14 protein-coding genes and 1 pseudogene are annotated in these 14,398 nt (G+C 73.3%); 7 read left to right on the top strand and 8 right to left on the bottom strand.

Features of this window, described 5'->3' with window-relative positions; genetic code table 11:
- The 3 genes and pseudogenes from M4J07_RS41420 to M4J07_RS41410 form a co-directional block, all read right to left on the bottom strand.
- A pseudogene (locus tag M4J07_RS41420) lies at nucleotides 1-325 on the bottom strand (nickel transporter); the annotation flags it as partial.
- A complete protein-coding gene (locus M4J07_RS41415) occupies nucleotides 322-1,629 on the bottom strand; it encodes a tetratricopeptide repeat protein (RefSeq protein ID WP_255981194.1) in 1,308 nt (435 codons plus the stop codon). The pseudogene M4J07_RS41420 and the gene M4J07_RS41415, both read right to left, overlap by 4 nt.
- An 82-nt stretch (nucleotides 1,630-1,711) precedes the next feature.
- Entirely contained in the window at nucleotides 1,712-3,259 is a 1,548-nt protein-coding gene (locus tag M4J07_RS41410) for a DUF4331 domain-containing protein (protein ID WP_255981192.1), read from the bottom strand.
- 162 nt (nucleotides 3,260-3,421) lie between these two features.
- Between M4J07_RS41410 and M4J07_RS41405 the strand changes: the two genes are divergently transcribed.
- The 4 genes from M4J07_RS41405 to M4J07_RS41385 all read left to right on the top strand — a co-directional run bounded on the left by M4J07_RS41405 (nucleotide 3,422) and on the right by M4J07_RS41385 (nucleotide 7,161).
- Nucleotides 3,422-3,991: a sigma-70 family RNA polymerase sigma factor gene (locus tag M4J07_RS41405; RefSeq protein WP_255981190.1), complete on the top strand. Its 570-nt coding sequence runs from the start codon at nucleotides 3,422-3,424 to the stop codon at nucleotides 3,989-3,991.
- Entirely contained in the window at nucleotides 3,988-4,767 is a 780-nt protein-coding gene (locus M4J07_RS41395; RefSeq protein WP_308284818.1) for an anti-sigma factor, read from the top strand. Before M4J07_RS41405 ends, M4J07_RS41395 begins: the two co-directional genes overlap by 4 nt.
- A gap of 126 nt (nucleotides 4,768-4,893) precedes the next feature.
- The gene (locus M4J07_RS41390; RefSeq protein WP_255981188.1) at nucleotides 4,894-5,163 is read left to right on the top strand and encodes a hypothetical protein; all 270 of its coding nucleotides are present in this window, start codon (nucleotides 4,894-4,896) and stop codon (nucleotides 5,161-5,163) included.
- Nucleotides 5,164-5,430: 267 nt separating this feature from the next.
- Complete coding sequence (locus M4J07_RS41385; RefSeq protein WP_255981186.1) at nucleotides 5,431-7,161, top strand: amidohydrolase; 1,731 nt, start codon at nucleotides 5,431-5,433, stop codon at nucleotides 7,159-7,161.
- A gap of 15 nt (nucleotides 7,162-7,176) precedes the next feature.
- On the opposite strand, the gene M4J07_RS41380 is transcribed toward M4J07_RS41385, so the two are convergent.
- Nucleotides 7,177-7,962 (bottom strand): ABC transporter permease, encoded by a 786-nt coding sequence (locus tag M4J07_RS41380; RefSeq protein WP_255981184.1) that lies wholly within the window; start codon nucleotides 7,960-7,962, stop codon nucleotides 7,177-7,179.
- Nucleotides 7,959-8,939 carry an ATP-binding cassette domain-containing protein gene (locus M4J07_RS41375; RefSeq protein ID WP_255981182.1) on the bottom strand — a complete coding sequence of 327 codons (981 nt, stop codon included), beginning with the start codon at nucleotides 8,937-8,939 and terminating at the stop codon, nucleotides 7,959-7,961. The genes M4J07_RS41380 and M4J07_RS41375 overlap by 4 nt, the downstream gene beginning before the upstream one ends.
- Before the next feature lie 63 nt (nucleotides 8,940-9,002).
- Between M4J07_RS41375 and M4J07_RS41370 the strand changes: the two genes are divergently transcribed.
- Nucleotides 9,003-9,722, top strand: a complete 720-nt coding sequence (locus M4J07_RS41370; RefSeq protein ID WP_255981181.1) for a TetR/AcrR family transcriptional regulator — start codon at nucleotides 9,003-9,005, stop codon at nucleotides 9,720-9,722.
- A gap of 48 nt (nucleotides 9,723-9,770) precedes the next feature.
- On the opposite strand, the gene M4J07_RS41365 is transcribed toward M4J07_RS41370, so the two are convergent.
- The 3 genes from M4J07_RS41365 to hmgA all read right to left on the bottom strand — a co-directional run bounded on the left by M4J07_RS41365 (nucleotide 9,771) and on the right by hmgA (nucleotide 13,356).
- Nucleotides 9,771-10,985: a type ISP restriction/modification enzyme gene (locus M4J07_RS41365; RefSeq protein WP_255981179.1), complete on the bottom strand. Its 1,215-nt coding sequence runs from the start codon at nucleotides 10,983-10,985 to the stop codon at nucleotides 9,771-9,773.
- A gap of 22 nt (nucleotides 10,986-11,007) precedes the next feature.
- On the bottom strand, nucleotides 11,008-11,757 hold the full coding sequence (locus tag M4J07_RS41360) for a GntR family transcriptional regulator (RefSeq protein ID WP_255981177.1): 750 nt from the start codon (nucleotides 11,755-11,757) through the stop codon (nucleotides 11,008-11,010).
- Between the two features lie 258 nt (nucleotides 11,758-12,015).
- A complete protein-coding gene (gene hmgA, locus M4J07_RS41355; RefSeq protein WP_255981175.1) occupies nucleotides 12,016-13,356 on the bottom strand; it encodes a homogentisate 1,2-dioxygenase in 1,341 nt (446 codons plus the stop codon).
- 148 nt (nucleotides 13,357-13,504) lie between these two features.
- Here hmgA and M4J07_RS41350 point away from each other — a divergent pair, with 148 nt between their 5' ends.
- On the top strand, nucleotides 13,505-14,020 hold the full coding sequence (locus tag M4J07_RS41350; RefSeq protein WP_255981173.1) for a hypothetical protein: 516 nt from the start codon (nucleotides 13,505-13,507) through the stop codon (nucleotides 14,018-14,020).
- 5 nt (nucleotides 14,021-14,025) lie between these two features.
- Nucleotides 14,026-14,398 (top strand): TetR/AcrR family transcriptional regulator (locus M4J07_RS41345; protein ID WP_255981171.1); only part of this gene is annotated, 373 nt, incomplete at its 3' end.

Genomic DNA, 14,398 nt, shown 5'->3' with positions numbered 1-14,398 from the left:
TCGTCCTTCCCTTGCGCTTGACGGCCGGTTCGGCCTGGGTGGCCGGGATCTCGGCCAGGTCCTCCACGTGGTCGACGCGGAGCTGGGTCGGGGTGGTGACCAGGCCGTCGTAGGTGTTGGTGGTGAAGTTGCCCAGGGGGTGGGCGGCGGCCCTGTCCGTGGGGGTGAGGAGGAGTGCTGTCGCGGCGAGGAGGACGAGGACGGCCCATCGCAGAGGGCGCCTCCGGCGGGGTGCGCCGGTGAGGTGCCTCCGGCCGGCACCCCGTGGCCGGCGCCTCCCGAGTCGTTGCGCGGCACCGGGGGCGGGGCGTGAAGGTGTGGTCATGAGGCGGTCCGGAGGAGGGCGCGGGCCCGGGGGGCCGACAGAGGGGAGAACGCCGGGTTCGTCGTGAGGGCCTTGCGGAGCCACTTCGTGCGTTCCGTGCCGCGGGCGATCACCCCGCGGTGGTAGAAGAACGACGCCTCGCGGAAGCCCGTGGCGGTGGCCCGGCGGGAGTAGGGGAGGGCCTCGGTGTCCTTGCCGTTCCGGTGCAGCGCCCAGGCGAGGGCGTCCGCCGTGTGGACGGTGCGGCGGCGGTCCCACTCGGCGCGCGCGGCCCGCAGGGCCGCCTTCGGGTCGCCGTGGTCCGCGGCGGCGAGCGCCGTGTCGAGGTCGACGTCGACACCGTTCGCGCGGGCCAGGCCGATCCAGGCCGAGACGAGGGCGTACTGGTCCCTGGCCGCCGCCGAGTCCCCCTGCGCCTCGTACAGTTCGCCCAGTTCCACCAGGGGGCCGGGCAGCGGGTACCGCGCCACCACGTTCCGCAGGTCCCGGACCGCCCCCGCCCGGTCCCCCTTCCCCGCCCTGGCCCGGGCCCGGCACTCCAGGGCCGGGACGTATCCGGCGTCGGCGCGCAGGGCCCGGCCGCAGTGCCGCAGGGCGGCCCCGAAGTCGCCCTGTCGGAACGCGAGTTGACCGAGTGCCGTGGCCGTGTACGCGACGTCGCCGGGGGACGAGGCGCTGGACAGGGCCCGGGTGAGGGCGTGGTGGGCGGTCGGGACGTCGCCGCGGAGTTCGGCGACGTACGAGAAACGGGTGAGGACCGGGATGCCGGGACGGCGGCGGTCCGCCTCGTCCACAGCGCGTTCCGCCTCGGCGTAGCGGCCGAGTTCGACGAGGGCGTCGACGCGGGTGGACAGGGCGCGCTCGCTGTACGGGTTGACGGCGAGGGCGCGGCGCGCGTCGCTCAGGGCGTGCGAGAAGTCGTGGCGGGCGGCGGCGAGGGCCGCGCGGCCGGCGAGGGCGGCGTCGTTGTCGCGGGGGTGGAGCCGCAGCGAGCGGGCCAGGGCGCGGTCCGCCTGCGCGTAGCGAGAGGGGTCGCCCGTCGTGCGGGCCTGCTCCACGTAGGCCGTGCCGAGCGTCGCCCAGGACGTGAAGTCCTTCGGCTGGGCGCGGAGATGGGACTGGAGGGAGCGGACGGACGCGTCCAGGGCGGCGGTGCCCGGATGCCCGGGGGGCGGCGCGGCCGGCGCGACCGCGGCGGGCGCGGGGTCCGACCCGCTCCCGCCGATCGCGACCGCGCCCCCGGTGAGGGCGAGCGCCAGCGCGCACGCGGCGACGGCGGTGCGTCCTGAGAGGCGCGGAGCCATGAGGTGACCTTTCCGTGCGGAGGGAGGGTGGGAGGCGCGGCCCGCGGGGGGACTCACGCGGGCCGCGCCGTTCGGGGCGGGGTCAGACGACCCCGCGGCGCCGCATCCGGCCGCGCCACCAGGCCAGGCCGAGCCCGATCAGCAGCACGCCCGCGGCACCGGCCGACGCCGAGGCGATCAGCAGGGTGTCGCTCGGACCGTCCGAACCGGACGTCGAACTGCCCACCGCGGCGCCGCCGTCGAGGGCGCTGCGGGCCGCGTCGTCGCCGTTCTTCTTCTTGGCGAGCTGTCCGCGCGAACCGGAGGTGGGCAGTGCCACGTAGGGGAAGGTGTCGCCGAACGTGACGTCGTTGACGTTCACCGCGTCACCCAGGTCGTTCTTGTTGCCCAGGAGTTCGCCCTCGACGGCCTGCAGTTCGATGTCGACGACGTCGTCCGTGAGGCGCCGCCCGTTCGGGAAGCCCGCGTTGTCGCCGTCCAGGACGCCGAGCCGCTTGGGCGAACCGGTGGGCGGGATCGACGTGTTGAGGCGCAGCATCTCCGCCGGCCGGACGTTCGGCGGCATCGTCAGGCCCTTCACGCCGGTCAGGAACACCGAGACGAGGTCGTTGCGCGGCTCCTTGGGGGCGGGCAGCTTGTAGATCGCCTGGAGGAGCTTCGGCAGCTCGGGCTTGGTGACGTAGGGCAGGAAGTCCGCGTCGTTCCACGGGTGCGAGGCGTTGAACCTGTCCTTGTCCTTCTGCGGGATCACCACTTCGTTGACCAGCGGCGAGCCGAGCCGGGAGACCTGGGTCCAGCCGCCCTTGGCGTTCTTGCGCTGGGTCGTGGACCAGACGCCGATGATCGGCTGCTTCTTGGACTGCCGCAGCTCGGCCGTCGGCACCTGCAGCGCGATCGTGTTGGTGTTGTATCCGGCGAGCGTGTCCCGGCCGACCTCCGACAGGTCGCCGCCGTAGAGCAGGTCGAAGACGCGCAGATCGAGGAAGAACGGGTCGTCGGCCTGGCCCGCGAACGCGGTGCCGCCGCCGTCGACCTGGCGTATCGCCTCGTCGCGCAGCTTCTTGTAGTCGGGCATCGACGCCTTGCCGACGTTCGACGGCGCGACCGGCACGTCGTCGGCGACCTTCGTCGTGGAGACGACCTTCTGGTCCTTCAGCCGCAGCAGCTCGATGTCGTAGGTCTGCGTCACGTTGAGGTCCGGGTCGTCGAGGCTGTCGACCGGGCCGGTGTTGTAGAGGAACGTGTTGCCGTTCTTGGTCTTCGTGTCGAACGTCCACCGGTAGAGCAGGTCGCCCTGACCGTCGCCGTCGCTGTCGATGTGGATGTCGTGCTGCGAACCCTCCGCGAACGGATAGAAGTTCGGCCCGCCCGCCGGCTCCTCGAACGGGATCCAGTTCGCGATCAGCGTCGTCGTGTCCGGCTTGTCGGGGCTGACGAACGCGTACACGTCCGTGTTGTCGTGCTGCGGGTCCGCCGAGATCAGCGGGGCCTCCCGGTGGCTGGAGGCGCGGGCCTGTCCGGGCTGTAGCGCGGTCGCCCCGGCGGCTGCGAGCCCCCCGGCGGCCAGCGCGCCGCAGACGAGCCCGGCAAGGGAGCGAACTCCCCTGCGGCTCCTGGCAGTTGCTGTCATCGCGTCCGTCCTCGTGAACTTGGTGCCCGCACCGCGCGAGCCTCTCGACGGCCATTCGGGGCAGGGGGCGCGGCGGATTGGTCCGGGCTTCCGGAAGGTGCCGCCCATCCGGTCGCACCCCTGTCTCCGAACCACTCCCGACCGCACAATGAGCGGGCGGAGATGGGGGACCTGATGGACGTCACGGCCACGGCCGACGAGCTGCTGACCCGCGTCGGACGCGGCGACCAGCGCGCCTTCGAGGAGCTGTACGGGCAGGTGTCGGGGCCGGTCTACGGCCTGGTGCGGCGCGTGCTGCGGGATCCCGCGCAGTCCGAGGAGGTGACCCAGGAGGTGCTCCTCGAACTGTGGCGCACCGCCGCCCGCTACGACCGGGACCGCGGCGGCGCCCTCTCCTGGGTCCTCACGCTCGCCCACCGCAGGGCCGTCGACCGGGTGCGCAGCGTGCGGGCCGCGGGGGAGCGCGAGGAGCGGGTCGCCCGGCGTGCCGGCACCCCCGCCTTCGACCAGGTCGCCGAGGAGGTGGAGAGCGGGCTCGAACGGGACTGGGTGCGCCGCTGCCTCGGCCGCCTCACCGACCTCCAGCGCCAGGCCGTCACCCTCGCCTACTACGACGGCTACACCTACCGCGAGGTCGCCCGCCGCCTCTCCGTGCCGCTCGGCACCGTCAAGACCCGGATGCGCGACGGACTGCTCCGGCTGCGGTCCTGCCTGGACGGAGCCTCCGCGTGACGCGCCCGCGGACCCTGTGGTGGCCGCTGCGCGACCCGCACTCGCTCGCCGTGCCGTACGCCCTCGACGCCCTTCCCCCGCGCGAACTCGCCCGCTACGAACGGCATCTGGCCCACTGCGAGCGCTGCACGGCCGAGGTGCGCGCGCACGCCGTGGACACGCTGCGGCTCGCCCGCGCCGCCGAGGTGCCCGCCCCGCCCGGGCTGCGCGAGCGCGTCCTGACCGCCGTGCGCACCCTGGAGCAGGAGTCCGCCGGGCGGCCCGCCGCGCCCCCGGCCGCGCCCGCCCGGGCCCGGACCGGGACCCGCCGCCCGCTGCTCGTGCCGCTCGCCGCGGGCGCCGCGGTCCTCGCCCTCGTGGCGGCGGTGCTGCTCGGGGTGGAGCTGAGCCGCACTCAGGGCCAGCTCGACGCGGGGCGGGCGCGGGCGCGTGAGATCAACCACGTTCTGGCGGCGCCCGATGCGGCCGCCGCGCGCGACGGCGGCCTGTCCGTGATCGCGTCGGCGTCCCGGGGCGGCGCCGTGATCACCGTCACGGACCTCGCCCCGCCCCCGCCGGGACGCGATCACCAGCTGTGGCTGATGTCCGGCGCCGCGGCCCCGCGTTCCCTGGGTGTGCTGCCCGACAGCGGCTCCGACACGCCGTTCCTGGCCTCCGGCTTGACTGCGAGCGCATCCTCACTCGCTGTCACGACCGAGCCGGACGGCGGCTCGCAGCGGCCCACAACCGCCCCTCTTGTCCAACTCGCCCTGAAATCAGTCGGATTCGGAGAGTAATCGGCGAGAGGGCGTCAACCTCCTTATGAGGGAGGTGAATCCTGCGACCGGGATACACGAGTGTCACGCGGGGGCGATAGGGTTAACCTGCCCGGGCCGGGTGCCCTCGTACGGGTGGGGAGTGACATGGAACAGATAACAGTGCGCAGCAGGCCTCGAGTGCCTGCGATCACCTGCGGGAGCAGCGCGACCAGTTCGCGCCTCGACCGCCATCTCTCGGTGCTCGGCGGCCCCGCCGTCCCGCAGCGCGAGACGGTCGAGGCGACGACGCTGATGCGGGAGCTGACCGCGCGTGACACCGCGCACGAGCGCAGCGGGAGCCGCGCACGGATGCGGCGGGTCTCGCTCTTCGCGCCACTGCGGCGGCTGCGCCGCACGCTGTTCGGCGGCCACTAGACAAGCCGCCGGCCCAGCAAGGGCTCAGGCCCGCACTCGACCTCCGCGCCGTCCGGCGTACCGCTGCGCATCTTCGCGACCGTCATCCCCACGGCATGCGGCGGGCGCCTCGGCGTGGAGATCGGGTGCGGGCCTTCGCTCGTTCCCTGCCGGCGGCGTAACAGGCTTGTCATGCACGGATGTTGACGGGGCAACTTCCAAGGTCCACTGTGTCGCTTGATCGTCGATGGCCGATACAGCTACACCACCTCACCCCCGGAGGTACGTGTGTGTGACCTGCACGACCAGCACGAGCACAACGCGGCGCTGATGGCCTCCGGCCCCCAGCTCAGCAGACGCCGCATCATGCAGCTCCTCGGCGCCGCCGGAGTGACGGCCGCCGCCGTGACCGCCGACGCCGACCCCGCGTCGGCCGCGGCCGACGACACGACGCCGGCCTCCTACCAGGCCCCCGAGGGCCTCGCCGAGGACAGCCCCGCCAAGTCGTCCGCCCTCGCCTGGATCACCTCCAACACCTCCCGGATCACCGGCCTGAACGCCGAGATCTGGGAGCACGCGGAACTCTCGCTGCGCGAGTGGAACTCCTCGCTCGCCGAGGCCGGATTCCTCGAACGGGCCGGATTCGACGTGAAGTTCGGCACCGCCGGCTTCCCCACGGCGTTCACCGCGACCTTCACCCAGGGCAGCGGCGGCCCGGTCCTCGGCTTCAGCGGCGAGTACGACGCGCTGCCCGGCCTCTCCCAGAACAAGGGCGTCGGACACCACGATCCCCGCGAGTACGTCCACGACCCCTTCGCGCCCAGTTACGGGCCCGGTCACGGCTGCGGGCACAGCGCGCTCGGCACGGCGGCCGCCGCAGCGGCCGCGGCCGTCGCCCAGGCGGCGAAGAAGCACAAGCTGCCCGTCACCGTGAAGTTCTTCGGCTCGACCGCCGAGGAGACGCTGATCGGCAAGACGTACGCGGTCAGCAAGGGCGTGTACGAGGGGCTCGACGCGTTCCTCGACTGGCACCCCTCGACGGCCAACGCCACGGGCTGGGGCTCGACCACGGCCATGACCGCGGTCACCTTCACCTTCCTCGGCGTCGCGGGCCACGGCGGCACCCCGCTCGGCAACAAGTCGGCGCTGGACGCCGCCGTGATGATGGCGACGATGTCGGAGTTCCTGCGCGAGGAGAACCTCGCCCCCTCCGGCCGGCTGCACTGGGTCATCAACAACGGCGGCGACATCCCGAACGTGACCCCGGAGATCGCCGAGATCAGCTACTACGTCCGGGAGAGCAGCCCCGCCCGCGTCCAGGTGCTGCTCGACAAGGTCGTCGCCGTGTCCGAGGCCGCCGCCAAGGCCTCCCAGACGAAGGTCGGGCACCGGATCACGTCGGCCTGCTGGAACCAGCTGCCGTCGAAGTCCTTCGCCGAGCTGCTGCACGAGAACATGCGGCAGATCGGACCGCCCGAATTCCCGGACGAGGCCCACCGGTTGGCGAAGGAGCTGCAGGAGTCGCTGGGCCTCCCGCAGCAGGGCATGCACGCCAAGATCGGCGAGCTGACGCCGCCCAACCCCGTGTTCCTGGGCGGCGGTTCCACCGACGTCGCCGACATCAGCTGGAACGTGCCGACCGTGTCGATGGGCGCCGCGCTCGCGCCGATCGGCACGAAGATGCACACCTGGTCCACCGCCGCCTGCGCCGCGGCGGCTCCCGGCCAGGCCGCGGTGGTGGCCGCCGCGCGGTATCTGGCGGCGACCGCGGTCGACCTGATCACCCAGCCCGCCCGCCTCAAGGCCATCAAGGACGAGTTCGGGGAGCGCACCAAGGGCGTGCGGTGGAAGACGGCGCTCCCGGCGGGCTACGAACCGCCCATGTACGAGCCGCCCGCCTGGTTCCTGAAGAAGACCGGCCAGAAGTGGCCGCCGGAGAACATCACCTGGCCGCCGCAGCGGATCGTGTCGCAGGAGAAGTTCTCCTCGCTCGGCCCCGAGCCGGCGCCCCAGACCTGAGGCGTCGCGGGCCGCTCACCGTCCGGCGTTCGCGTACCGGCGGACGGCGAGCGGCACGCACACGGCGAGCAGCACCGCGCACCAGGCCAGCGAACCGGCCACCGGATGCGTCACCGGCCACGCCGCACCGTGCGGCACCGGCGCGTTGCCGAACAGCTCGCGCACCGCCGTGGCCACCGCGCTGATCGGGTTCCACTCGGCGACCGTGCGCACCCACCCGGGCATGCCGTCGGTCGGGATGTACGCGTTCGAGAGCAGCGGCAGCATGAACGTCGCACTGCCCAGCTGCCCCGCCGCCTCCTCGCTCCGCGAGACGAGCCCGAACAGGATTCCGACCCACGTCGTCGCGAACCGGAAGAGGAGCAGCAGGCCGAACGCGCCGAGCGCGCCCGGCGTCCCGCCCTCGACCCGCCAGCCCATCGCGAGCCCCACGAGGACCAGCGGCACCAGCCCCACCGCGGTGGTCAGCAGGTCCGCCACGGCCTGCCCGAGCGGTACCGCCGCCCGGCTCATCGGCAGCGTCCTGAACCGGTCCATGACGCCGCGGTGCGAGTCCTGGGCGGCCGTGAACATCCCGGTCATGATCCCGTTGGCCGCCGTCGCCACCAGCATGCCCGGCACCAGGAACGCCCGGTAGTCCGAGCCCGGCATGGCCAGCGCGCTGCCGAAGACGTAGCCGAAGAACAGCAGGAACACGATCGGCATCGTCTGCGTCATGACCAGGATCGCCGGGGCGTGCCGGATGCGCTGGAGATGACGGCCGAGCACGGCGGTGCCGTCGTACAGGATCGCGCTGCTCATGCGGCGACCTCCTCGGGTGCGGGGCGGGTGAGGGTGAGGCGCAGGAACGCCTCGTCGAGCGTGGGCGGTCGCAGCGTCGCGTCCAGCAACGGAACGCCGGCCGCGTCGAGTTCACGGACGACCCGGGGCAGCGTGACGGCCGGGTCGAGCACGACCGCTCCGACGGTGCGGCGCTCCGGGTCCACGCGCGGGCGGGCGCCGGTGAGCTGGTCGAGGACGACCGCGGCCGCGTGCAGCGCCGGCTCGCCCGCGTCCTCGGGGACCACGATCTCCGCGTAGTGGCCGATCTGTGCCTTCAGCTCGGCGGGAGTGCCGGTGTGGGCCGCCCGGCCGCCGTCGATCAGCACGATGTCGTCCGCCAGCCGGTCGGCCTCCTCCAGGTACTGCGTCGTCAGCAGCACGGTCGTGCCCTCCCCGGCCAGCTCGCGGACCGCCTCCCAGATGCCGTTCCTGCTGTGCGGGTCGAGGCCGGTCGTCGGCTCGTCGAGGAAGAGGACCGCGGGCCGGGTGAGCAGGCTCGACGCGAGGTCGAGGCGTCTGCGCAGCCCGCCCGACAGGGTGCGGGCGGGCCGGTCGGCGGCCGCCGCCAGACCGAACCGGTCGAGCAGTTCGTCGGCGCGGCCGCGCGGGGCCCGCAGCAGCCGGGCGAACAGGCGCAGGTTCTCCCGGCCGGTGAGGTCGCCGTCGACCGACGCGTACTGGCCGGTGACCCCGATGCTGCGGCGGACCGCGTCCGCGGCGGTGGTGATGTCGTGGCCCGCGACACGCGCGGTGCCGGCGTCCGGTCGCAGCAGCGTGGTGAGCAGCCGGACCGCCGTCGTCTTGCCCGCTCCGTTCGGCCCGAGCAGACCGCAGACCGTCCCCTCGCGCACCGCCAGATCGAGGCCGCGCAGGGCGTGCACGGTCTTCGCCGGATCGTTCCGCGGGCCGAACCGCTTCTCCAGACCTTCACTAAGTACAGCGTACGTAGAAGTCATGGCGCCACCGTAGCGCACTACGTACGGTGTACGTAACTAGGATGGTGCGCGAGGTGATGATCCATGGCGGGCCGAGCGGCCGAACCAGAAGTGATCTGGGCGCGCCCCGAGCGCACCGGACGTGGCCCACGGCCCGCGCACAGCAGGGCCGACATCGCGGCCGCCGCCGTGCGGGTCGCCGACGCCGAGGGCATCGACGCGGTCTCCATGCGGAAGATCGCCGGTGAGCTGGGCATGGGCACGATGTCGCTGTACAACTACGTGCCGCGCAAGGAGGACCTGTACGAGCTGATGGTCGACGCCGTCAGCGCCGAGTACGGCTACCCGGAGCCGACCGGCGACTGGCGGGCCGACGTGCTCGGACTCGCCCGGCAGGCACGGGCGCTCATGCACCGGCACCCGTGGCTGCCGGGCCTGATGTCACCGGTGTACGGCTTCAGCCCCAACGCCCTGCGGTACCTGGAGTACTGCATGACCTGCCTGGACCCGCTCGACGCCCCGTACGGCACCAAGATGGAACTGGTCGCCGCCGTGACGAGCGTGGTGACCACCTACGTGGCCAACGAGATCGCCACGGCCGAGCGCACCCGCTCCCTGCCGTGGAGCGCCGAGCGGGAACAGGCCGTGCGGATCGCCTACTTGGGCGGGCAGGTGGCCTCGGGAAAGTACCCGCGCCTCGCCGCCGCCTTCGCCGAGGACGCCGGGCCCATCGACCTGGAGGCCGTGTTCGAGCGGGCCCTGGCGCGCACCCTGGACGGCTTCGCGGGGCCCGCGCCCGCCTGACCGCGCCCCCTGACGTTCCGAGGAGGGGGCATTCAGGGGAAGGGGCGTTCAGAGGAGGGCGAACTGGCCGCCGGGGCCCTCCTCGTGGTGGTCCAGGACCGACGCGGGACGGTGGGCGGACTCCGGGACCGGCAGGATGCGGGCCCGGCGCAGCTCGGCCGGGGTGACGGGATCGGCCCCGAGAGTCTCCCGCAACTCGTCCTGCAGCGGGCGCAGTTCGGCCAGCAGTGCCAGCGCCGTGACCAGTTCGAGCAGCTCCGACGTCCAGGCCTGCGGCCAGGTCGCCGGGCGCACGGCCGACAGTGTGCCCGGCTCGCCCCGCGCGGTGCGGCGCCCGAACCACTGCTCCAGGACCCGGACCCCGCCGACGTGGAAGTCCCAGGCCGCCGCGGGCACCGGGGAGATGCGTCCTTCGCCGACCAGGAGTGCCTCCTCGTCCCGGTCGTAGAGCAGCTCGGCCGGACGGTCCGGCAGCGGGGCCCGCACATAAGGCCGTCGTCCGCCGGGCAGCTTGGGACGCTCTGTGCCCTCCCCGCGACGCTGCAACCACAGGACGCGGCGGCCCAGTTCGACCCCGCGTGCCCACGCGTCCGGGTCGGCGGTCAGCGGCACCCGGCAGCCCGCCGCGTCCCGGACGGCCACGGCCAGGATCCACGCGAGCAGGTCCTCGGCCCGCACCTCGGTGTCGTACGTCCCGGACAGGTGCGTGAGCAGACCGGGCGCCACGTTCGGCTCCGCGCCGTCCGGGCGCCGGTACAGCGGGCGGATCCGGCCCGGCCGGCCCGCGGGGGAGCGGCCCTCGGGGAGGACCGCGCAGGCCAGCACGGCGGGGCCGCCGGCCTCGGGCACGTACCCCTGCTCCACCAGGAACAGCTGGCGCGCGTCCGCCACCCGCCACAACTCGGGGCGGGCCGCGTCGATCAGCCGCTGGTCGGGGATGAGCCACTGCTCGTCGAACGGCCCGTGCAGCACCCGCACCGGCTCGGGGCACGGCCCCGCGGCCTGCGCGAGCGGTTCGGTGCCCGCCCGCTGACCGGGGAGCTGGGCCGCCGCCGCGTGCAGCGTCCGGACCCGGGACGGTTCGAGCAGCGCCTCCCGCTCGGCCGGCCCCGACCGTACGAAGGAGTCCCAACGCGCCCTGAGGGACGCGGCGTCCGGCGCCACGGGCCAGGACCGGCCCAGACGCAGCGGAGCGACGGACCACGGCATGAGGTCCGCCAGCGGCAGGGCATCGGTGAGCCGGTCGTTCGTCACGCCCGGCATCGTACGTCCCCGGCCCGCACGCTCAATCGGCGTCAAGGGTCACCGTGAAGGAGAACCGGTCCCCGCGGTAGTGGATGACCGCCACGTCCAGGACCCGCCCCTCCTCGTCGTACGTGATGCCGGTGTAGTGCAGGATCGGGCTGAGCAACGGCACCTCCAGCAGCCTGGCCGTCTCCGGGTCCGCGAGGCGCGCCTCCACCGAGTCCGTGATCCGGCTGATCCGCACGCCGACGACGTCCCGCAGCACCTTCGTCATCGGCCAGCGCGCCAGATCGTCCAGATCGATCTGCTCGCCCAGCTCGGGCCGCACGTAGTTGCGGGCGTGGTTCGTCGGCTCGCCGGTCTTCTCGTCGGAGCGCAGCCGGTGGTACGCCGCGACCGTGTCGGCCTCGGGGAACAGCTCCGCGTACGCCACCGGGACCGGGGCTGGGCCGTGGTCCAGCAGCTCCGTCGTCATGCCGGACTGCTGCGCCACGATCGCGTCGACGGACCCCAGCAGGCGGACCGGGGCGCTCTGCCGCACGTCCGGCTCGATGAAGGTGCCGCGGCGCCGGTGCCGGGTGATCAGCCCCTCGTCCTCCAGCTCCTTCAGGGCCTGCCGCATCGTCAGCACGGAGACTCCGTAGTGGCCCGCCAGCTGTTCCTCGGTGGGGAGGCGCAGGGGGTCGTGCGGGGATCTGCCGAGTATGGAGGCGCGCAGGGACTGCGACACCTGATACCAGAGCGGCAACTTGCGGTTCAGGACGATCGAGTCCGGGGCGAATGACGTCACGGGTTATCCGTATCGGTCGGGGGGCCTTGACGCAATGTGGCGGTGGGGGTGGGCGCCTTCTGGTCTGCCGGGTTCGGTGTGATGGCGTCCGCGGGCCGGTGGGGCTTCTCGCGCAGTTCCCCGCGCCCCCGGGTGGCCCGTTGGAGGCTGCGCGTCAGCGCATGCCTTTCAGGGGGCGCGGGGAACTGCGCGACCAGCCCCCACCGGGGAGCAGCCGCCCACCGAACCGGAACCCGGCGGACGCCGAAGCGCACCCGGTCACCCCCGGAAGTGGCGCTCCAGGCCCCGCCACACCTCGTCGTACCCCCGCTGCAGATGCCCGGCCCGCTCAGCCTGCGGAGCAAGCACCACGGGCCACCGCGTCTCGAACATGAACGCAAGACCGTCGTCCACCTTGACCGGCTTCAGCTCGGCCGCGCTCGCACGATCGAACGTCTCCCGGTCGGGCCCGTGCGCCGACATCATGTTGTGCAGCGAGCCGCCCCCCGGCACGAAGCCCCCCTTCCCGGCCGTCTTCGCGTCGTAGGCACCCTCGATGAGCCCCATGTACTCGCTCATCACGTTCCGGTGGAAGTACGGCGGACGGAACGTGTCCTCGCCCACCAGCCAGCGCGGCGCGAAGACGACGAAGTCGACTCCCGCGAGACCGGGGGTGTCGGACGGGGACGTCAGCACCGTGAAGATCGACGGGTCCGGGTGGTCGTAGGAGATCGTCCCGATGACGTTGAAGCGGCGCAGGTCGTACACGTACGGGACGTGATTGCCGTGCCAGGCCACGACGTCCAGCGGGGAGTGGTCGTACGTGGCGGTCCAGAGGTTGCCGCAGTACTTGTTGACCACCTCCACCGGGCGGGCCCCGTCCTCCGTGTCCCCCGCGTCCTCGTACGCGGCGACCGGGGCCCGGAAGTCCCGGGCGTTCGCCAGGCCGTTGGCGCCGATCGGGCCGAGGTCGGGCAGCTGGAACGGCGCGCCGTAGTTCTCGCACACGTACCCGCGGGCCGTCCCGTCCAGGAGCTCCACGCGGAAGCGGACGCCGCGCGGGACCAGGGCCACCTCGCCCGGGTCCACCGCCAGCAGCCCGAACTCCGTGCGCAGCAGCAGCCCGCCGAGCTCCGGGACGATCAGCAGCTCACCGTCGGCGTCGCTGAACACCCGGCCGGTCATCGAGGAGTTGGCGTGGTAGAGGTGCACGGCCATACCGGTGCGCTGCGTCGCGTCGCCGTTGCCGCCGAGCGTCCACAGGCCTGCCAGCCAGTCCGTGCCGGGCGCCGGGTCCGGCAGCGGGTTCCAGCGGCGGCGGTTCGGGTCGGGCACCGTCTCGTGGAACGGCGCCGTGCGGATCCCGAGGTTGTCGCCGCGGGTGAACTCCGGGTGCGCCGCCGACGGACGGATCCGGTACAGCCACGAACGCCGGTTGTGGGCGCGCGGCTCGGTGAACGCGCTGCCGCTGAGCTGCTCCGCGTACAGGCCGAGCGGGGCGCGCTGCGGAGAGTTCCGTCCCTCGGGCAGGGCCCCGGGCACGGCCTCCGACGCGTGCTCGTTGCCGAAGCCCGTCAGATAGGTGAGGCCTTCGGCCGTCTTGCGAACGTCCCCGCTCATCATCGCTCCCTCGTCAATGATTCCTATGGACAACCGTAGGATTCACGGGCACCCCGCGCAAGAGGTACGCCGCAGGGCCACCCCCGCGGGGCGCGGCTCCTCCCCGAGAGGGATCCGCAGACGTGAACAGTCCTCTACTGTCCCGGGCATGCTGAGGACACCCCCGGGTCGACGAATCGCCGCCGCCCTCCTCACGTGCGCCCTCGTCACGGGCCTCGGCGGCTGCGGCTCCGACGACGGGGGACCGCGCCGGGTCGGCACGGTCCTCGACCGCACCGACGACGAGGGCCACCGGTTCCGGCAGATCCCCGAGGAGGACGCCCCGGAGGTCGGCGTCGTCGTCACCCCGGACGGCAGCCGGGACGGCGGCTGGGACATCCGCATCCGGGTCCGCCACTTCCGGCTCAGCCCGGCGGGCACCCCGTCCCGCGCCGAGCACGGCCGCGGCTACGCCCAGCTCTACCTCGACGGCAGGCGCCTGGCCCGGCTGCGCGCGACCGGCCACCACCTCGACGGTCGCCGGATCGGCCGCGGCACCCACCAGATCACCGCCCGGCTCTTCGCCGACGACCACACCTTGTGGGCGGTCGACGGCACCCCGGTCGAGGCCACCGCCGACCTGACCGCGTCCGGGGCGGAGACCGCCTCCCCGGCCGTAGGGTGATCGGCATGCCTCCACCGACGCCCTTGCGCCGCACGCCCGTTCAGCAGCGCAGCGCCGAGCGACTGGCCCGGATCCTCGACGCCTGCGCGGGACTCCTCGACGAAGCCGGCTACGACGAGCTGAGCACCCGGGCCGTCGCCACCCGCGCCGACGTCCCCATCGGCTCGGTCTACCGCTTCTTCAGCAACAAGCGGGCCATGGTCGACGCCCTGGCCCAGCGCAACCTGGAGCGCTACGCGGAGCGGGTGCGCGAGCGGCTCGGCGCGCTCCCGGCCGACGACTGGCGGGGCGCGATGGACGCGATCCTCGACGAGTACCTCGCCATGAAGCGCACCGCCCCCGGCTTCTCCCTCGTCGACTTCGGCACCCAGATCCCGG

This window comes from Streptomyces longispororuber (assembly GCF_024448165.1).
In the GTDB taxonomy this organism is placed as follows: Bacteria; Actinomycetota; Actinomycetes; order Streptomycetales; family Streptomycetaceae; genus Streptomyces; species Streptomyces longispororuber_A.
This window is presented reverse-complemented; position numbering and strand designations above follow the sequence as displayed.